The 17472-nt window shown below is 66.5% G+C and carries 18 protein-coding genes; 10 read left to right on the top strand and 8 right to left on the bottom strand.

Annotation, left to right across the window (positions count from 1 at the left end; genetic code table 11):
• The first annotated feature begins 8 nt into the window (after positions 1–8).
• Together modB and modC are read left to right on the top strand one after the other, a co-directional pair.
• The gene (modB, locus tag AAG816_RS14000; protein WP_341990260.1) at positions 9–698 is read left to right on the top strand and encodes a molybdate ABC transporter permease subunit; all 690 of its coding nucleotides are present in this window, start codon (positions 9–11) and stop codon (positions 696–698) included.
• Positions 695–1882, top strand: a complete 1188-nt coding sequence (modC, locus tag AAG816_RS13995; RefSeq protein ID WP_341990259.1) for a molybdenum ABC transporter ATP-binding protein — start codon at positions 695–697, stop codon at positions 1880–1882. The genes modB and modC overlap by 4 nt, the downstream gene beginning before the upstream one ends.
• Here modC and AAG816_RS13990 read toward each other — a convergent pair.
• From AAG816_RS13990 to AAG816_RS13975, 4 genes are all read right to left on the bottom strand, one after another.
• Positions 1815–2222, bottom strand: a complete 408-nt coding sequence (locus AAG816_RS13990; RefSeq protein ID WP_341990258.1) for a winged helix-turn-helix domain-containing protein — start codon at positions 2220–2222, stop codon at positions 1815–1817. The genes modC and AAG816_RS13990 overlap by 68 nt on opposite strands.
• Before the next feature lie 107 nt (positions 2223–2329).
• Positions 2330–3349: a ketol-acid reductoisomerase gene (gene ilvC / locus AAG816_RS13985; RefSeq protein ID WP_341990257.1), complete on the bottom strand. Its 1020-nt coding sequence runs from the start codon at positions 3347–3349 to the stop codon at positions 2330–2332.
• A 104-nt stretch (positions 3350–3453) separates the two neighbouring features.
• Positions 3454–3969 carry an acetolactate synthase small subunit gene (ilvN, locus tag AAG816_RS13980; protein ID WP_341990256.1) on the bottom strand — a complete coding sequence of 172 codons (516 nt, stop codon included), beginning with the start codon at positions 3967–3969 and terminating at the stop codon, positions 3454–3456.
• A gap of 107 nt (positions 3970–4076) precedes the next feature.
• On the bottom strand, positions 4077–5837 hold the full coding sequence (locus AAG816_RS13975; protein WP_341990255.1) for an acetolactate synthase 3 large subunit: 1761 nt from the start codon (positions 5835–5837) through the stop codon (positions 4077–4079).
• A 156-nt stretch (positions 5838–5993) separates the two neighbouring features.
• Here AAG816_RS13975 and AAG816_RS13970 point away from each other — a divergent pair, with 156 nt between their 5' ends.
• The 7 genes from AAG816_RS13970 to lpxK all read left to right on the top strand — a co-directional run bounded on the left by AAG816_RS13970 (position 5994) and on the right by lpxK (position 11980).
• Positions 5994–6746, top strand: coding sequence for a hypothetical protein (locus tag AAG816_RS13970; protein WP_341990254.1), 753 nt, complete (start codon positions 5994–5996; stop codon positions 6744–6746).
• 35 nt (positions 6747–6781) lie between these two features.
• Positions 6782–7723: a 4-hydroxybenzoate octaprenyltransferase gene (gene ubiA / locus AAG816_RS13965; protein WP_341990253.1), complete on the top strand. Its 942-nt coding sequence runs from the start codon at positions 6782–6784 to the stop codon at positions 7721–7723.
• Between the two features lie 83 nt (positions 7724–7806).
• Complete coding sequence (locus AAG816_RS13960) at positions 7807–8646, top strand: 3'(2'),5'-bisphosphate nucleotidase CysQ (protein WP_341990252.1); 840 nt, start codon at positions 7807–7809, stop codon at positions 8644–8646.
• A 51-nt stretch (positions 8647–8697) separates the two neighbouring features.
• Positions 8698–8937: a DUF4170 domain-containing protein gene (locus tag AAG816_RS13955; RefSeq protein WP_341990251.1), complete on the top strand. Its 240-nt coding sequence runs from the start codon at positions 8698–8700 to the stop codon at positions 8935–8937.
• A 21-nt stretch (positions 8938–8958) separates the two neighbouring features.
• Positions 8959–9678, top strand: coding sequence for a lysophospholipid acyltransferase family protein (locus AAG816_RS13950; protein WP_341990250.1), 720 nt, complete (start codon positions 8959–8961; stop codon positions 9676–9678).
• Positions 9675–10970 (top strand): 3-deoxy-D-manno-octulosonic acid transferase, encoded by a 1296-nt coding sequence (locus AAG816_RS13945; RefSeq protein WP_341990249.1) that lies wholly within the window; start codon positions 9675–9677, stop codon positions 10968–10970. Before AAG816_RS13950 ends, AAG816_RS13945 begins: the two co-directional genes overlap by 4 nt.
• The gene (gene lpxK / locus AAG816_RS13940) at positions 10967–11980 is read left to right on the top strand and encodes a tetraacyldisaccharide 4'-kinase (RefSeq protein WP_341990248.1); all 1014 of its coding nucleotides are present in this window, start codon (positions 10967–10969) and stop codon (positions 11978–11980) included. Before AAG816_RS13945 ends, lpxK begins: the two co-directional genes overlap by 4 nt.
• Before the next feature lie 39 nt (positions 11981–12019).
• On the opposite strand, the gene AAG816_RS13935 is transcribed toward lpxK, so the two are convergent.
• Positions 12020–12247 carry a DUF2093 domain-containing protein gene (locus tag AAG816_RS13935; protein ID WP_341990279.1) on the bottom strand — a complete coding sequence of 76 codons (228 nt, stop codon included), beginning with the start codon at positions 12245–12247 and terminating at the stop codon, positions 12020–12022.
• Between the two features lie 106 nt (positions 12248–12353).
• A complete protein-coding gene (gene xseA / locus AAG816_RS13930) occupies positions 12354–13943 on the bottom strand; it encodes an exodeoxyribonuclease VII large subunit (RefSeq protein WP_341990247.1) in 1590 nt (529 codons plus the stop codon).
• A gap of 129 nt (positions 13944–14072) precedes the next feature.
• On the opposite strand from xseA, the gene purD reads away from it, so the two are divergent.
• On the top strand, positions 14073–15329 hold the full coding sequence (purD, locus tag AAG816_RS13925) for a phosphoribosylamine--glycine ligase (RefSeq protein ID WP_341990246.1): 1257 nt from the start codon (positions 14073–14075) through the stop codon (positions 15327–15329).
• Between the two features lie 15 nt (positions 15330–15344).
• Here the strand turns inward: purD and AAG816_RS13920 are convergent, their stop codons facing one another.
• Together AAG816_RS13920 and gatB are read right to left on the bottom strand one after the other, a co-directional pair.
• Positions 15345–15809, bottom strand: a complete 465-nt coding sequence (locus AAG816_RS13920) for a hypothetical protein (RefSeq protein WP_341990245.1) — start codon at positions 15807–15809, stop codon at positions 15345–15347.
• Positions 15810–15912: 103 nt separating this feature from the next.
• The gene (gene gatB / locus AAG816_RS13915; protein ID WP_341990244.1) at positions 15913–17391 is read right to left on the bottom strand and encodes an Asp-tRNA(Asn)/Glu-tRNA(Gln) amidotransferase subunit GatB; all 1479 of its coding nucleotides are present in this window, start codon (positions 17389–17391) and stop codon (positions 15913–15915) included.
• Between the last annotated feature and the right edge of the window lie 81 nt (positions 17392–17472).

Raw genomic sequence — 17472 nt, 5'->3', positions numbered from 1 at the left:
GTCGCCGCATGCTCACCCCGGAGGAATGGACGGCTGTCCGCCTTAGCCTCCAAGTGGCGTTCTGGGCCACCATCTGGAGCCTGCCGCCCGCCGTTCTTGTCGCCTTCATGCTCTCGCGCCTGCACTTTCCGGGGCGGGGGCTGTTCGACGGGCTGGTCCACCTGCCCCTCGTCCTGCCGCGGGTCGTGGTCGGCTACCTTCTCCTGCTGCTGCTGGGCACCCGCGGCATGCTGGGCTACTACCTCGATCATTGGTTCGGCATCCGCCTGATCTTCTCCACCGCCGGCGCCACGGTAGCGGCCGCAGTGGTGTCGTTTCCACTCACGGTCAACGCCATCCGCCTGTCGCTGGACGCGGTGGACCAGGGGCTGGAGACCGCTGCCCGCACCCTCGGAGCCACCCGACTGGATGTGTTCTTCAGCATCACTTTGCCCCTGATGCTTCCGGGCATCCTGTCCGGGACGCTGATCTCGCTGGCCTCGGCGCTGGGGGAATTCGGCGCGACCATCACCTTCGTTTCCAACGTGGAAGGCATCACCCGCACCATTCCGCTGGCGATCTACAGCGCCACCAGCATGACCGACGGCGACGCCATCGCCTTGCGCCTGACCCTGGTCTCCATCGTGCTGGCGCTGGGGGCCCTGATGCTGGCGGAGTTTGCCGACAAGCGCATCCGCATTGCCCTGGGGCGTATATGATCGAGATCGACGTCACGCTCGCTCGCGGCAAGGACTTTCGCCTGGAGGCGGCCTTCACCGCCCCGGATCGCGGCGTCACCTCGCTGTTCGGACGCTCCGGCGCGGGCAAGAGCACCATCATCCACATGGTCGCCGGCACCGTGAAACCCGGCAGCGGGCACATCCGGATCGGTGACGCGGTGTTCTTCGATGCTGCGCGCGGCATCGACATGCCCATGGAGCAGCGCCGCGTCGGCTACGTGTTCCAGGATGCGCGCCTGTTCCCGCACATGCGGGTGGAAACCAATCTGCGCTATGGCGAGCGCCGCGCGCGCGGTGACCGGCGGATCGGCTTCGATGCAGTGGTGAGCATGCTGGGCATCGGCCATCTGCTGGCCCGCCGCCCGCATACGCTCTCCGGCGGCGAGCGCCAGCGGGTGGCCATCGGTCGGGCCCTGCTGTCGCAGCCCCGTCTGCTGCTGATGGATGAGCCGCTCGCCGCCCTGGACGACCAGCGCAAGGCGGAAATCCTGCCCTATCTGGAGCGGCTGCGCGATGAGTTGCATCTGCCCATCCTCTATGTGAGCCACTCCCTGGAAGAGGTGCTGCGTCTGTCCGACACCGTGGCCGCCATGATCGATGGACGGGTCATTGCCGCCGGGCCGGTGGCGGAGGTGATGTCCCGTCCGGAATTGCTGCCGGTGATCGGGCGGTTCGACCTCGGCACCATTCTTGACTGCACCGTGAAGGCCCACGATCCCGGCTATGCCTTGTCCACCCTCGCCTTCCCGGATGGCGAGCTGCGGGTTCCCCTGGTGGATCTGCCCGTGGGCGCCCCCGCCCGCGCGCGGGTGCGCTCCCGCGACGTGGCCATCTCGCTGTCTCGGCCCATAGATGTGTCGGTGACCAATCGCCTGTCCGGCATCGTGAGCGAGATCCGGCGCGAGGAAGGCCCCTATGCGGATGTGGGCATCACCCTCGGCCACGCCACGTTGCGCGCGCTGGTGACCATGGAGAGCGCCGAGCGGCTGGCGCTGGAGCCCGGCATGCCAGTATGGCTGATGATCAAGGCTGTTGCGGTGGATTCCCGCTCGCCCTTGTTCCTGAATGCCCCCGCCGAGGCACAGATGGCGCCGGCTATCCCGCCTTTGGCGCCGACACTGCGGCTGGTCGGGGCTGATAGTCCTTCGCGAGCGACCGATTAAGTTCGTCCACCGCTCCACGCGTCGCCTTGGCGCTCTGGCGTTCCATGGCGCGATAGATCGCGATCAAGCGCTGGCCGAACGGGGTGATTTCGGTGCCGGTGCCGCGGCGGCCGGGATAGGTGACGATGACCGGCTCTTCGAACATGCGGTCCAGTTCGTCCGTCAGCAGCCAAGCCCGGCGATAGCTCATGCCCAGCGCCTTAGCGGCCGCGACGATGGAGCCGTGGGCGCCGATGGCCTCCAGCAAGGCGATCTTACCCGGCCCCAGGCGACGCCCGTCGCCGAAATCAAGGCGCAGGAAGAGACTGCTGGCGGTCTCTCGCATTCCCTCGTCCGACATCGGCCCCTCCACAAGCGAAACATAAGCCATCAGGAGGTTTGACGCGACGGCTCCAGGCCAGAAAGTGGGAGCGGCCCCTTGGTTGTCCAAGGGGCCGCGGTCCGTCCTCAGTTCTTAGTCTTGTCCACCAGGGCCTTGGCCTTGATCCAGGGCATCATGCCGCGCAGCTTCTCGCCCACTTCTTCGATCGGGTGCGCATTGACGCGGGCGCGGGTGGCCTTGAACGAGGTCTGGCTGACCTTATTCTCCAGCATCCAGTCGCGCGTGAACTTGCCGGACTGGATGTCCGTCAGCACCCGCTTCATCTCCGCCTTGGTCTCGGAGGTGATGATGCGCGGGCCGGTGACGTATTCGCCATATTCCGCGGTGTTGGAGATGGAGTAGTTCATGTTGGCGATGCCGCCCTCATAGATGAGGTCGACGATCAGCTTTACTTCGTGCAGGCACTCGAAATAGGCCATCTCGGGGGCATAGCCCGCCTCGACCAGGGTCTCGAAGCCGGCGCGGATCAGTTCCACCAGGCCGCCGCAGAGCACGACCTGCTCGCCGAACAGATCGGTCTCGCACTCTTCCTTGAAGGTGGTCTCGATGATGCCGGCGCGGCCGCCGCCATTGGCGCTGGCGTAGGACAGGCCCAGATCATGGGCATTGCCAGAAGCATCCTGCGCGATGGCGATGAGGGTCGGCACGCCGCCGCCACGCAGATATTCCGAGCGCACGGTGTGCCCGGGGCCCTTGGGGGCGATCATCAGCACGTCGAGATCCTTGCGGGCCTCGATCAAGTTGAAGTGGATGTTGAGGCCGTGGGCGAACAGCAGCGCCGCGCCGGGCTTCATGTTGTCGTGCAGGCTTTCCTTGTAGATGTCGGCCTGCAGCTCATCGGGGGTGAGCATCATGATCACGTCGCCCCACTTGGCGGCGTCGGCGGGGCTCATGACCTTGAAGCCTTCGGCTTCGGCCTTCTTGGTGGTGGCGGAGCCGGGGCGCAGCGCAACGACCACGTCCTTCACGCCGCTGTCGCGCAGGTTCAGCGCATGGGCATGGCCCTGGCTGCCGTAGCCGACGATGACGACCTTCTTCCCCTTGATCAGGTTCAGGTCGGCATCACGATCATAATAAACGCGCATAGGCTTTCCTTGCTTGTTGAACAGTGGATGGAGTGTCCGAGCCGAAGCCCGGATGGAAACAGCCGGCGCGGACCTGAATGGCCGCGCCCGAACTCAGATGGGCCTCACATGGCCTCCGGCCCGCGGGAGATGGCCACCACACCGGTGCGCGCCACCTCCACCAGGCCGAGCGGCTCCATGAGCACCGCGAACTGATCGATCTTGTCGGACTTGCCGGTGATCTCGAACACGAAGCTCTCGATGGTGGCGTCGATCACCCGCGCCCGGAAGGCTTCCGCGAGGCGCAGGGCCTCGCCGCGGGCGTCCCCGGTGCCGCGCACCTTCACCATGGCCAGTTCGCGCTCCAGCGACACCGCCTCGACGGTGAGGTCGCGCACCCGGTGGATCGGCACCAGGCGGTCCAGCTGATTGCGGATCTGCTCGATGACCATGGGCGTGCCGGTGGTGACGATGGTGATGCGGGACAGATGCCCCTCGTGGCTCACCTCGGACACCGTCAGGCTGTCGATATTGTAGCCCCGCCCGGAGAAAAGGCCGATGACGCGGGCCAGCACGCCCGGCTCGTTGTCCACCAGGACGGAGAGGGTGTGGCGTTCGATCTTATCCGGCGCGTGCGACATGGGATGAGGACTCTGCTGAAAGCGGACAGGTGACGGCGGAGCGGGCGAGCGCGCGGTGCCGCCGTCCGTGGCGCGAGCCGGCGGACGGCGGCGAAGCGCAGCCGGTCTTACACCAGCATCTTGCCCTCGTCGGTAATGGCCTCATCGAGGTCGATGGCCATGTCGCCGAGGATCATTTCGTTATGGGCACGACCCGACGGGATCATGGGGAAGCAGTTCTCCTGCTGGTCCACGATGCAGTCGAAGATCACCGGGCGCTTCACCGAGATCATCTCGGCAATGGCCCCATCCAGATCTTCCGGCTTCTCGCAGCGGATGCCGACGCCACCATAAGCGTCCGCCAGCTTCACGAAGTCCGGCAACGCCTCCGAATAGGAGTGGGAATAGCGCGCGCCGTGCAGCAATTGCTGCCACTGCCGCACCATGCCCATGTAGCGGTTGTTCAGGATGAAGATCTTCACCGGCAGGTTGAACTGAACCGCCGTGGACATCTCCTGCATGTTCATCAGGATCGAGGCTTCGCCCGCAATGTCCACGCACAAGGCATCGGGATGGGCGATCTGCGCGCCGATGGCGGCCGGCAGGCCATAGCCCATGGTGCCGAGTCCACCGGAGGTGAGCCACCGGTTGGGCTCCTCGAAGCGGAAGAACTGCGCCGCCCACATCTGGTGCTGCCCCACCTCGGTGGAGATGTAGACGTCCTTGTCCTTGGTGGCGGCGTAAAGCCGCTCCACCGCATATTGCGGCTTGATGATATCCGGCAGGACCCGATAGGCGAGCGACTTGCGCCCGCGCCAGCGGTCGATCTGCTTCCACCACTCGCCCAGCGCATCGCGGTCCATGTGCCGGTCCTGGGATTTCCAGGATGCCACCATGGCTTCCAGGACCTTGGTGCAGTCGCCGATGATGGGCAGGTCCACCTTGACGTTCTTGTTGATCGACGAGGGGTCGATATCGATGTGGATCTTCTTCGAGCCGGGCGAGAACGCATCCAGCCGGCCGGTGATGCGGTCGTCAAAGCGGGCGCCGATGCAGACCATGAGATCACAGCCATGCATGGTCATGTTGGCTTCATAGGTGCCGTGCATGCCGAGCATGCCCAGCCACTGGCCGTCCGCCGCCGGGAACGCGCCCAGCCCCATGAGGGTCGAGGTGACCGGAACGCCGGTCATCCGCGCCAACTCCCGCAGCGCGCGGCTCGCCGCAGGGCCGGAATTGATCACGCCGCCGCCGGTATAGAAGATCGGGCGCTTGGCGGCGGCGAGCATCTCGACCGCCGTCTGCACCTTGTCCGCATCGCCCACCAGCTTGGGCTTGTAGGTCTTGTGCTCGATATTCTCGCGGCCGACATAGGTGCCCTTGGCGAACTGGACATCCTTGGGAATGTCCACCACCACCGGGCCGGGACGGCCGTTCTGCGCCACATAGAAGGCTTCGTGCAGCACGCGCGCGAGGTCGTTCACGTCCCGCACCAGATAGTTGTGCTTGGTGCAGGGGCGGGTGATGCCGACGGTGTCGCATTCCTGAAAGGCATCGTTGCCGATCAGATGGGTCGCCACCTGCCCGGTGATGCACACCAGGGGAATGGAATCCATCAAGGCATCGGTGAGGCCGGTGACCGCATTGGTGGCGCCGGGGCCGGAGGTGACGAGCACGACCCCGACCTTGCCGGACGAACGGGCGTAGCCCTCGGCCGAATGCACGGCGGCCTGCTCGTGGCGCACCAGAATGTGCTCGATATGGTTCTGGTGGAACAGCGCGTCATAGATCGGCAGCACGGCCCCGCCCGGATAGCCGAACAGATGATCGACCCCCTGGTCGGCAAGCGCCTGGATCACCATCTCGGCGCCGGTCATCTCCTTGCTCATCTCATCCACTCCCTTGCAGCCCTTGCGCCGCTGTCATGATCCAACCGCCTCAGAAACGACGAAGGGGCCCGAAGGCCCCTCGTCGCGCGCCACCGTTGCCTCTGGAGCGACCCTCAGGTCGTTCCGGCGGTGGCGCCACTGCGTACGAGCTTGATAATGAAGTTGCGCATCGGCGCGATCAGCCTTCCAAAAGTTGCGCGAACCTACCCACTGACGAAATCTCCGTCAAGGCATGGCCGGGCGGTTTTTTGCCCGAACCCGCTTTACAATGACGCGGCGAGGGTTTCCCTTGCGCGAAAGGGGATTTTGCCCCGATGTTGCCCCAACTTTCAGGTCTTTATACAAGGCTCAGGCCTTATTACCAAAAGCCCCATCGCCGACCAAGCGGAAGAGGACATGCCTCGGATCTCTCATTTGCCGCGCTTTAAGGGCCCGGCCGCCTTCGTGCTGGCCCTTGCGATATGCTCGGCCAGTGCGCTCCCCGCCTTGGCTGACTGCCAGACCGATTTCAGCGCCTTGCGTGCAGACATGGAAAGCAAGGGTAAGGCGCTCCAGGCGGCCGGCAAGTCAAAGGCCACGCCGCAGGAGCTGTGCCCGCTGTTCCGCACCTACACCGCCGCCGAGACCAAGGCGGCGAAGTATCTGCAGGACAACAAGGATTGGTGCCAGATCCCGCCGGAAACCGTGCAGGCGGCGCTGACCAACAATCAGAAGACCGCCGCCTTGCGCGACAAGATCTGCACCGCTGCCGCCAATGGCGATGCGGGAGGTGGCGGTGGTGGCGGCAAGCCGCCGCCCCAGGGCAATCTCTCCAGCGCGCTGGGCGTCACCACGGGCTACGTGCCGGGTGAAAGCAGCACCGGCGGCGGGGTGTTTGATACCCTCACCGGAAACGCGCTGAAAAAGTGACCCATGATGTAAGGGACACGCGCGGCGACCAGGGCTTGGCCCCGGTCGCCGACGCGCCTGCCGGAAACTGGGTGGATCGCCATGCCCCGCCAGCGGTCCTGCCTTTCCTGCGTCTGGCCCGGCTGGATCGCCCCATCGGAAGTTGGCTGTTGCTGCTGCCGTGCTGGTGGTCGACCGCTTTGGCGGCGGGCGCCGCCGGAGATCCCTATCCCGATCCGCGGCTGCTGATTCTGTTTGCCATCGGCGCGGTCGCCATGCGCGGCGCCGGCTGCACCTGGAACGACATTCTCGATCGCAAGATCGACCGCATGGTGGCCCGGACCCAGAACCGTCCGGTGGCCAGCGGCGCCGTCAGCGTGCCCGCAGCGTTCGCCTTCCTGGTATTCCAGGCCCTGGTGGGTCTGGCGGTGCTGCTGTCGCTGCCGCGATTCGCTGTGATCACCGGCATCGCTTCGCTGGGGGTGGTGGCGGTGTATCCGCTCATGAAGCGGGTGACATCCGTGCCCCAGCTGGCGCTGGGGATCGCCTTCTCCTGGGGCGCCTTGATGGGGTGGGCGAGCGTTTTCCGCTCCATTGACGACCCGGCCCTGCTGTTGTTTGCGGGCTCGGTATGCTGGGTGTTCGCCTATGACACCATCTATGCCCATCAGGATCGTGAGGACGACGCCATCGTCGGCGTCCGCTCCACGGCGCTGCTGTTCGGTCAGGCCAGCTGGCTGGCGTTGGCCCTCTGCTACACGGCCACCGTCATCCTGTTTGCCATGGCCCTTCTGGGGGCCGATTCCGGCATCCTGGCATGGATCGGCCTTGTGGCTTTCGCCTTCCATCTGCATGGGCAGGTGCGGCGACTGGATATTGACGATCCGGCCCTGTGCCTGGCCATCTTCAAGTCCAACCGCGATGCCGGCCTGATCTTGTTTGCGGGACTCTCGCTGGACACCATCGGCCAGCATCTCGCGGCCCTCTGGCTGTCCTGATTGGTCAGCCCCGAGGCCTTCGTCATCAAGGCGCGGGGACTTGTCGCCTTGCCTCGGGGAGGCGCGGCGCTTATTCCCGGCCCATGACCGCACCGGACCCGTTCCCGCCTCAGGCAGGGCTCTCCTCCCTTGACGCACCAGAGGTGGCGGCGCGCCATCTGGCGGATGCGGTGGCTGCGGCCGGCGCCATCGCGCTGGCCATGTTCAAGTCCGGCAATGTGCCCGCCTGGACCAAGGGCAACGATTCTCCGGTCACCGAAGCGGACATGGCGGTCGATCGTTTCCTGCTGGAGCGTCTCAGTGCCCTGGCGCCGGCCTATGGCTGGCTATCGGAAGAGACCGCCGACACCGCCGACCGCCTCTCCCGTCACCGGGTCTGGGTGGTCGATCCCATCGACGGCACCCGCTCCTTCATGGCCGGGGGCCTCGACTGGGCAGTCTCCGCCGCGCTGGTGGAAGGCGGACGCCCGATCGCAGCGGCCCTGTTTGCCCCGGCGACCGACGAATTGTTCGTAGCGGCCATCGGGCACGGCGCCACCTGTAACGGTCGTCCTCTGGTGGCAGGGGCCAAGGCGGGCCTTGATGGCGCCCTGGTCTCCGGGCCGGTCCCCGCTCTCGATCGCCTGTCCCGGCATGGGGCGATCACCCGCATGCCCCGCGTGCGCTCGCTGGCGTTGCGGATTGCCCGCGTGGCCACCGCAGAGTTGGATGTCGCCATCGCCGCCGGCAATGCCCATGACTGGGACCTTGCCGCAGCAGATCTTCTGGTGCAGGAAGCGCACGGAATTCTGTCGGGACTGGATGGCCGGGTCCTGACTTATAATGCTACGGTACCAAGGCACGGCGCCCTGGTCTCCACCGGCCACGCGCTTCATGCCACCGTTCTCGCCGCGGCGCGGACGGATGCCGGCGGGACGCCGTGATGGCGCCTCGCCTTGCCTCGTTGAACTCGCCTTCTCCGGGATCCGTCGAAAATGCCTGACCGCAAGCAGCTGCCCCACCTCGTGTTTGGTGGCGAACTCAAAGAACTGGGCTCGGTGGAGTTCAAGGACCTCAGCAAGCTCGACATCGTCGGGATCTTCCCGGACTATGCCAGCGCCGCTGCCGCCTGGAGGGCGAAGGCGCAAATGACCGTCGATAACGCCATGATGCGTTACTTCGTGGTTCACCTGCATCGCCTGCTGGACCCCGAGACCGACACCCACGGACACTGACGGGGACGGAACGCAACACTCATGTGGCGTCGCATTCGGACAAACCGGGGCGTCCAGATCGCCCTGGGCACGACCTTCGCGTACTATTTCAAGATGGTGGCCCATACGTCGCGGTTCGTGGTCGAGCCGGCGGACATCTATGAGAAGATTGAGGACAACCTCCCTCTGATCATGACGTTCTGGCACGGCCAGCACTTCCTCACACCGTTCGTGATGAAGCCGCATCACAAGGCGAAGGTGCTGATCTCCCGTCACGCAGATGCGGAGATCAACGCCATCGCCGCAGAGAAGCTCGGTGTGGGCACGATTCGTGGGTCCGGCTCGACCTCGCCGCGGGATTTCCACCGCAAGGGGGGCGTGTCGGCAACCTATGCGATGATCGACACTCTCGCCGAGGGGATCAATGTGGCCATGACCGCGGACGTTCCCAAGATCGCGCGCCGCGTGGGCAAGGGCGTGATCGTCATCGCCCGCCACTCCGGACGGCCTATCTTTCCGATCGCCATGGCCACCAGCAACCGCATCACCCTGAAGAGCTGGGACAAGGCGAGCCTCAACCTGCCCTTCAGCCGTGGCGCCGCCGTGGCGGGGGAGCCGATGTGGGTGGCCCGCGACCTCGATGAAGCCGGCATGGAAGCGGCCCGCCTCGAACTGCAGCACCGCCTGGAGACCATCACCGCCCGCGCAGAAGCTCTGGTGGGGCGGCCCGCTCTCGGCAACCTCGGCGAGGCGCAGCGATGAAGGGGAGGCCCTTGCCGGTCCCTCTGCGCATCTATCGCGGTGCGGCTGCGGCCGCGACCCTTCTTGCCCCCGCTTGGCTGAATTATCGGATTTCCAAAGGCAAGGAAGACCCTGCCCGCATCGGCGAACGGCGCGGCTTCACCAAGGTCGAACGCCCGCGCGGGCCGATGATCTGGGTGCATGGGGCCAGCGTCGGTGAGATCGTCTCCGTATTGCCCCTGGTGGAGCGCCTGATGGGGCGCGGATTTGCCATCCTGCTCACCTCCGGCACGCTCACCTCCAGCCGCATCGCCGCCCGCCGGGCCCCCCGTGGCGTGATCCATCAGTTCGTGCCGCTCGACGCCCCGGCCTTCGTTCGCCGCTTCCTCGACCATTGGAAGCCGGATCTGGCCTTGCTGGCGGAATCCGAGCTGTGGCCAAACCTGATGACGGAACTGGATCGCCGCGGCACGTCGGTGGTCCTGGTGAACGGCCGGCTGTCTCTGCGCTCCAGCGAGCGCTGGAAGCGCTTGCCCAAGAGCGCCCGCGCCCTGCTCTCCCGCGTCGATCTGTGTCTGGCCCAGACCCAGGACGATGGCGCCCGCTTCAAGGCCTTGGGCGCCCCGCGGGTGGAAGTGGTGGGCAATCTCAAATTCGACGTTCCGGCCCCACCGGCGGACGGAGCGACCCTGGCGCGCCTGCAGACGGCGATCGCATATCGGCCCGTGCTGCTGGGGGCTTCGACCCATCCGGGTGAAGATGAAGTTCTGATCGAAGCGCACAAGCAGTTGCGCAACGAACTCCCGGATCTGCTCACCATCATCGCCCCCCGGCACCCAGAGCGCGGTGCCGATGTGCACGCTTTGGCGCAAGGCGCTGGTCTCACGGCGGTTCAGCGCAGCCGCGCGCCATTGCCGCCCGCGGACACCGATATCTATGTGGCCGACACCATCGGCGAACTGGGGCTGTTCTACCGTCTCGCCGGCGTTGCATTCCTCGGCGGCTCACTGGTGCGTCACGGCGGGCAGAACCCGATCGAGGCCGCCAAGATCGGGACCGTGGTCCTGCACGGACCGCATATCTGGAATTTCGGCGCGGTCTATGGCCGCCTGGATGCCGAGCGCGGCGCCATCCCGGTGGCCGATGCCGCCGACATCGCGCGCTTTGCCTTCGCCAGCCTGACCGATCCCGAGTTTCAGGAAGATACCGCCCATGCGGCCCGCCGGGCGGTGGATCTGCTGGGCGGGGCTCTGGAGCGGACCTTGAATGCCGTGGATCCCTACCTGCTGCAGATCCGGCTGGAAGGAAAATGATCGGCCAGGCGCCGGCGTTCTGGTCCCGGCCGGGCAGCTGGAGGGGCGCCCTTCTCTCTCCCATCGGGCATGTGATCGGCGCCATCACCTTGCGCCAGATGGCGCGGCCGGGAGCCGTGATCGCCGTCCCGGTCCTCTGCGTCGGCAACCCCACCGTGGGCGGTGCCGGCAAGACGCCCACCACTCTGATGGTCCTGTCTCACCTCAAAGCCAGAGGTGCCCGGCCCTTTGCGTTGCTGCGCGGCCACGGCGGCAGGCTGGCAGGACCGGTGCGGGTGGATCCCACCCGCCACGACGCCGCAGCGGTGGGCGATGAGTCCCTGCTGCTTGCGGCGGAGGCGCCAACCATCGTCTCGCGGGACCGGGTTGCCGGCGCCCGTCTGGCGGTGGCGGAAGGCGCCACCCACATCGTCATGGACGATGGCTTCCAGAACCCGAGCTTGACCAAGGATGTGACCCTCCTGGTCATTGACGGCGCGGCGGGGGTTGGCAACGGTCGGGTGCTTCCGGCTGGGCCGCTGCGGGCGCCGCTGGCGCCGCAGATCGCATTGGCGGATGCGGTGCTGCTGGTGGGCGAAGGGGCCGCCGGGGCCGCAGTGGGAACGATGGCGCGCCAAGCCGGAAAGGTCGTGCTTGAGGCGAGCATCGTCCCGGATGCCACAACCATTGCCGCCCTGCGCGGCCAGCGGGTTCTGGCGTTTGCGGGCATCGGGCGCCCGGAGAAACTGGCGATGACCCTCGCCGAGGCGGGCATCGAGGTGGCCCGGCTGCGGGCGTTTCCCGATCATCACCCCTATAGCGCGGGAGACATCGCCGGGCTGATGGACGAAGCGGACGACGCCGGTTTGACCCTCGTCACGACATCCAAGGACCTAGCCCGCCTGAACGGCGCGGCGTTTTCCACCTTCGCATCTCGCATCACGGCGCTCCCGGTGCGGATGGAAGTGTCCGATGCTGCAGCTTTAGATGATCTGCTGGCGCGGGCGAGCATGCGGTCGGCAAGCCGCTAAGCTCGCCGGGGACGCTCCGGAACAGAACCGACCAGTCGCTTAGTCTTGCGGCGGAAGATTGCCGGTGACGCGGGCGAGAACCGCCTGCGGATCGGCATAGGCCTCCTGCAGATCCACGCTCCAGTAGCGCAGTTCATCCAGGGGGATGGCCTGATTGGTCACGCCGCAGCGCACAAAACTACCGGGACGGAGAATGCGGAATTCTCCATCGAGATAGCGCACTTCCGCTTCGCCCTGAGGCTCCGGAAATCGTTCAAATCGGTTCATCACGGCGAAAGACGGGTCCCAGATCGGTGCGAACAAAGAGCGGATGCCCTGCAAGATAATGCGTTTGAGCCGGGTTCGAAAGGGCACCGGGCGCGGCTCGTGCACGTCAGGTGTCAAACAAGGTCGGCTGGCCGCCGCCCCCCGTGCCGGCACGGGGGGCCTTCTTGGGCTCGGAGGGCGTCGATGCCCCCTGCGCCACGGCGCTGATCCGACCGTCGGCAAACTCCAGATCCAGCCGCATGCCGCCCGCGACAGCGGCTGCCGCGCGCACGGCCTGCCCCTGCGCATCGCGGACCAGGGCGAAGCCCCGCGCCAGAACGCCGCGATAGGATAAGGCCCGCAGCAATTGGTCCATGGCGTCCAGGCGCTGGTGACGCGCCTTCAGCTCGCCGGCCAGCGCACGCACGCCGCGTCGGTGCAGCACCGCCAGTTGCTCCCGGCGCCGGGCGTTCTCGACCGCATGGGCGCGCAGGTTCATCGCCTGGGCGGTGGCAAGACGGCCGGACACCGCTTCAAGCCGATCCTTGCGTCGCGCCACCAAGGCTTCGAGCCCCTGGCGCAGCCGTGCTCCAACCGTGTTGGTCCGGTCGCCGAGGCGTTCCAGCCGCAGACGCAAAGCGGAGGGCGACAACTTCGCCCGCGCCGCCTGGAACTGCACCCGATGGGCCACCGCATTGGCGGTGAGCGCGCGTGGCAGGCGATCGCCCGCACTGTCCAGCCGTTGCCGCGGCGTGGCCAGCAGTGCATCGGCGCTGGGCAGGAGTCGGGCCAGGGCCCGATAGTCGCGCCGCCGCCGCTCCAACAGGCGTTGCGGCGCGGCGGCAAGACGGGTCCCGAGGGCGGCCACGGTGGCCAGCAGATCCGCTCGCACCGGAACCACCATTTCGGCGGCCGCGGACGGCGTCGGCGCCCGCACATCGGCGGCAAAATCAATCAGGGTGACGTCGGTTTCGTGACCGACGGCAGAGACCAAGGGAATCTGGCTCTCCGCCGCCGCCCGCACCACGGCTTCGTCGGAGAAGCCCAGCAAGTCTTCCAGCGAGCCGCCACCACGGGCCACGATCAGCACATCCGGGCGGGGAATCGGTCCGGTAAGGGGCAAAGCGTTGAAGCCGCGAATGGCAGCGGCCACTTCGGCAGCTGAGGTCTCGCCCTGCACCCGCACCGGCCACACCAGCACCCGGCGGGGAAAGCGATCTGCGAGGCGATGCAGAATGTCGCGGATCACCGCGCCGGTGGGCGAGGTCACCACGCCTATCACGTTGGGCAGGAACGGCAGCAAGGTCTTGCGCGCGGGGTCGAACAGCCCCTCGCCGGCCAAGCGCCGCTTGCGCTCCTCCAGCATGGCCATGATCGCCCCGGCGCCGGCGAACTCCAGCTGCTCGATGACGATCTGATAGCCGGACTTGCCGGGATAGGTGGTCAGCTTGCCCACGGCCACCACCTCCAGCCCCTCTTCGGGACGTAGCTTGAGGCGGGCGAAGGTGCCCTTCCACACCACCGCGTCCAGGCGTGCGCCTTCGTCCTTCAGGGAGAAATAGGCGTGGCCGGAGGAGTGGGGGCCGCGATATCCAGAGATTTCTCCCCGCACCCGCACATGCCCATAGGCATCCTCCACCGTCCGCCGCAGGGCGAAAGACAGCTCGGTCACGCTCCATTCGGGAGCATTCCCACGGGGTTCGGCGGGCAAGGTCATGGGAATCACATCACTGCAAATAATCGAGGCAGAAGCATAGCCCCTATCTCCCATGCGGTGGGCGCAATGCCCGCCCCCTTGTTCACGGACCCGGGAGCCGATAGCCAAGACCAAACGGGGATGATGCTGATGAACGTGCTCCTGCTCGGCTCCGGTGGCCGTGAACACGCCCTTGCCTGGAAGCTCGCCCAGAGCGCCGGCATGGGCCGCTTTTACGCGCTGCCCGGCAATCCCGGCATCGGTGATCTCGCCGAGCTGGTGGAGGGCATTCCCCTGTCGGCCCACGACACCCTGGTGCGCTGGTGCAAGGCCAATGCGATCGATCTGGTGGTGGTCGGCCCGGAGGCGCCACTTGTGGCCGGGCTGGTGGATCGGCTGAGCGAAGCGGGCATCGCCGCGTTCGGTCCCACCGCCGCGGCCGCACGGCTCGAAGGCTCCAAGCTGTTCACCAAGGAATTGTGCCGCGCCAACGGCATTCCCACCGCCGCCTTCGGGCGCTTCACCAAGGCTGAGGACGCCTGGGCCTATGTGACCGCCGAGGGCGCGCCCATCGTCATCAAGGCCGACGGCCTGATGGCCGGCAAGGGCGTGGTGGTGGCACTGTCGGTGGAAGAAGCCATCGAGGCCATCGACCAGGTGTTCGCCGGCGGCGGGCAGGAAGTGCTGATCGAGGCGTTCATGGAGGGCGAGGAAGCCAGCCTGTTCTGCCTCGTGGATGGCGAGACCGTGGTGCCCTTCGGCAGCGCGCAGGATCACAAGCGGGCCTTCGACGGTGATCTCGGCCCCAACACCGGCGGCATGGGCGCCTATTCCCCCGCGCCGATCCTGACCCCGGAGTTGGAACAGCGGGCCATCGCCGAAATCGTCGTGCCGACCGCCAAGGCCATGGTGGCCGCCGGCACGCCCTATCGCGGCATCCTCTATGCCGGCCTGATGCTGACCGCCGACGGCCCGAAACTGGTGGAATACAACTGCCGCTTCGGCGATCCCGAATGCCAGGTGCTGATGCCCCGCTTCACCGGCGACCTGCTGGAGACCCTGGCAGCCGTGGCCCATGGGCGGCTCAAGGACATTTCCGTCACCTGGTCCGACTCCGCGGCCATTACCATCGCTTATGCCAGCCGCGGCTACCCCGGCGCCCATCTCAAAAGCACTGAGATTCGCGGCCTGGAGGCCGCAGCGGCGGTGGATGGCGTGCTGATCTTCCATGCGGGCACCAAGCGCCTGGGCGCCCAGTTGTTGTCCAATGGCGGACGGGTGCTCAACGTGACCGCCGTGGCGCCGACCCTCAAGGAAGCCCGCGACCAGGCCTATGAGGCCGCCGGGCTCATCGACTGGCCCGATGGCTTCTATCGCAACGACATCGGCTGGCGCGCCCTCGGCTAGGGGCGCCCGCGTCCGCTAAGGGGTGCGGCGGTAGACCGTGCATTCGGCCGAGGCGAATGTCGCCGCGCTGTTGGTGAAACACCATTCCAGGCTACCGCCATCCACCTCGCCGCTGCCGCTGCCAAAGGGCGTTGAATAAACGATCCGCTTGCCGTCGCTGCGGAACGCCCCAACCACCGGCACGCTCTCGCCGGTGGGCGAGGTCGCCTTGCCGGTGAACGCCCCGCCCTTTTGGGAGGTGAAGGACAGCGCCCAAGCCGACATGTTCGGCTCTGTGGTGAGCGACGCCGGCTGTGCCACGGCACCGAACGCCGTGGCCTTCGGCTCGGCAAGGCCAAACAGCCCGTGTCGGGCGGATGCATGATAGCTGTCTGCGGTCCACGTCCCCAGCATGGACGGCTCGGCCGCCGGAAATGCCCGCAGGCCGGGGGACACCGACAGGGCCATGCCCGCCCCCAGCAGCGCCCCGAACATGATCAAGCCAATTTTCCGCATCCCTGCCCCCGCAGTCACACCGCGGCGGCACCATAGGGCGGCATGCACGTCAACTGCGCGACGCCATGGGCGACGCGCAGTCCAGGCCTCAGATGCCCAGCTTGCGCTTCAGGATATCATTGAGCGCCTGGGGGTTCGCCTTGCCCCCGGAGGCCTTCATGGCCTGGCCGACGAACCAACCCAGCATGGTGGGCTTGGCCAGAACCTGAGCCACCTTGTCCGGGTTGGCGGCGATGATGTCGTCCACCACTTTCTCGATGGCGCCAGTATCGGTGACCTGCTTGAGGCCCCGCTCTTCCACCACCACGCGCGGATCGCCGCCTTCGGTATAGATGATCTCGAACAGATCCTTGGCGATCTTGGACGAGATCACGCCCTCGCTCATCAGATCGACAATGGTCGCCACCTGGGCCGGAGACACCGGCGAAGTGGTGACATCCTTGCCGTCCTTGTTGAGGCGGCCGAACAGCTCGTTGATGACGAAATTTGCCGCCGCCTTGCCGTCGCGCCCGGTGGCCACCTGCTCGAAATAGGCCGCCGTCACCTGCTCGGATACCAGCACGCCGGCGTCATAGGGGCTGAGGCCGTAGGTGGCGATGAAGCGCGCCTTCTTCTCATCCGGCAGTTCGGGGAGCTGGGCCGCCAGCGCGGTCACGTCGTCCGGGTGCAGTACCAAAGGCAGCAGATCGGGATCGGGGAAATAGCGATAGTCATGCGCCTCTTCCTTGGAGCGCATGGAGCGGGTTTCGCCTTTGCCGGGATCGAACAGGCGCGTTTCCTGGTCGATGGTGCCGCCATCCTCGATGATCTGGATCTGGCGCCGGGCCTCCACCTCGATGGCCTGACCGATGAAGCGGATGGAATTGACGTTCTTGATTTCGCAGCGGGTGCCGAGCGGCTCGCCGGGGCGGCGCACGGAGACATTCACGTCCGCGCGCAGGTTGCCCTTCTCCATGTCGCCGTCGCAGGTGCCCAGATAGCGCAGGATGGAGCGCAGCTTGGTCACATAGGCGCGCGCCTCCTCCGACGAGCGCAGGTCCGGCCGCGAAACGATCTCCATCAGCGCCACGCCGGAGCGGTTCAGGTCGACGAAGCTCAAGGTGGGCGACAGATCGTGGATCGACTTGCCCGCATCCTGTTCCAGATGCAGGCGCTCCACACCCACATGGATGCTCTCGCCGTCGATCAGATCGACGATCACCACGCCCTCGCCGACGATGGGGCTCTTGAACTGGCTGATCTGATAGCCCTGGGGCAGGTCCGGATAGAAATAATTCTTGCGGTCGAAGGTGGAGCGCAGATTGATCTGCGCCTTCAGGCCGAGGCCGGTGCGCACCGCCTGGGCGACGCATTCCTTGTTGATGACCGGCAGCATGCCGGGCATGGCCGCATCCACCAGCGACACATGATCGTTCGGCGGTCCACCGAAGGCGGTGGAGGCGCCGGAGAACAGCTTGGCATTGGAGGCGACCTGGGCATGGACTTCCATGCCGATCACCACTTCCCAGTCACCGGTATTGCCCTTGATGAGCTTGCGGGGATCGGCGGGGCGGACATGGACGGTCATCGGCGTTCCTGCATCACGCGGCCAGAGCCGCTGTCTTGAGTGTGGTAATCCCGGCGCACCTGCCCTGGCAACAGGCCGGGC

The sequence above is a fragment of the Azorhizobium sp. AG788 genome, assembly GCF_943371865.1.
In the GTDB taxonomy this organism is placed as follows: Bacteria; Pseudomonadota; Alphaproteobacteria; order Rhizobiales; family Xanthobacteraceae; genus Azorhizobium.
The sequence above is the reverse complement of the archived record's forward strand: the minus strand, read 5'-3'. Positions and strand labels throughout refer to the sequence as shown.

What these genes read in the sequence shown, in the direction of transcription:
- ilvC (WP_341990257.1), bottom strand. Translation starts at nt 3,349, where the DNA reads ATGCGCGTTTATTATGATCGTGATGCCGACCTGAACCTGATCAAGGGG.
- modB (WP_341990260.1), top strand. Translation starts at nt 9, where the DNA reads ATGCTCACCCCGGAGGAATGGACGGCTGTCCGCCTTAGCCTCCAAGTG.
- AAG816_RS13990 (WP_341990258.1), bottom strand. Translation starts at nt 2,222, where the DNA reads ATGTCGGACGAGGGAATGCGAGAGACCGCCAGCAGTCTCTTCCTGCGC.
- lpxK (WP_341990248.1), top strand. Translation starts at nt 10,967, where the DNA reads ATGATCGGCCAGGCGCCGGCGTTCTGGTCCCGGCCGGGCAGCTGGAGG.
- ilvN (WP_341990256.1), bottom strand. Translation starts at nt 3,969, where the DNA reads ATGTCGCACGCGCCGGATAAGATCGAACGCCACACCCTCTCCGTCCTG.
- AAG816_RS13975 (WP_341990255.1), bottom strand. Translation starts at nt 5,837, where the DNA reads ATGAGCAAGGAGATGACCGGCGCCGAGATGGTGATCCAGGCGCTTGCC.
- AAG816_RS13950 (WP_341990250.1), top strand. Translation starts at nt 8,959, where the DNA reads ATGTGGCGTCGCATTCGGACAAACCGGGGCGTCCAGATCGCCCTGGGC.
- AAG816_RS13945 (WP_341990249.1), top strand. Translation starts at nt 9,675, where the DNA reads ATGAAGGGGAGGCCCTTGCCGGTCCCTCTGCGCATCTATCGCGGTGCG.
- modC (WP_341990259.1), top strand. Translation starts at nt 695, where the DNA reads ATGATCGAGATCGACGTCACGCTCGCTCGCGGCAAGGACTTTCGCCTG.
- purD (WP_341990246.1), top strand. Translation starts at nt 14,073, where the DNA reads ATGAACGTGCTCCTGCTCGGCTCCGGTGGCCGTGAACACGCCCTTGCC.
- gatB (WP_341990244.1), bottom strand. Translation starts at nt 17,391, where the DNA reads ATGACCGTCCATGTCCGCCCCGCCGATCCCCGCAAGCTCATCAAGGGC.
- AAG816_RS13970 (WP_341990254.1), top strand. Translation starts at nt 5,994, where the DNA reads ATGAAGTTGCGCATCGGCGCGATCAGCCTTCCAAAAGTTGCGCGAACC.
- AAG816_RS13955 (WP_341990251.1), top strand. Translation starts at nt 8,698, where the DNA reads ATGCCTGACCGCAAGCAGCTGCCCCACCTCGTGTTTGGTGGCGAACTC.
- xseA (WP_341990247.1), bottom strand. Translation starts at nt 13,943, where the DNA reads ATGACCTTGCCCGCCGAACCCCGTGGGAATGCTCCCGAATGGAGCGTG.
- AAG816_RS13935 (WP_341990279.1), bottom strand. Translation starts at nt 12,247, where the DNA reads ATGAACCGATTTGAACGATTTCCGGAGCCTCAGGGCGAAGCGGAAGTG.
- AAG816_RS13960 (WP_341990252.1), top strand. Translation starts at nt 7,807, where the DNA reads ATGACCGCACCGGACCCGTTCCCGCCTCAGGCAGGGCTCTCCTCCCTT.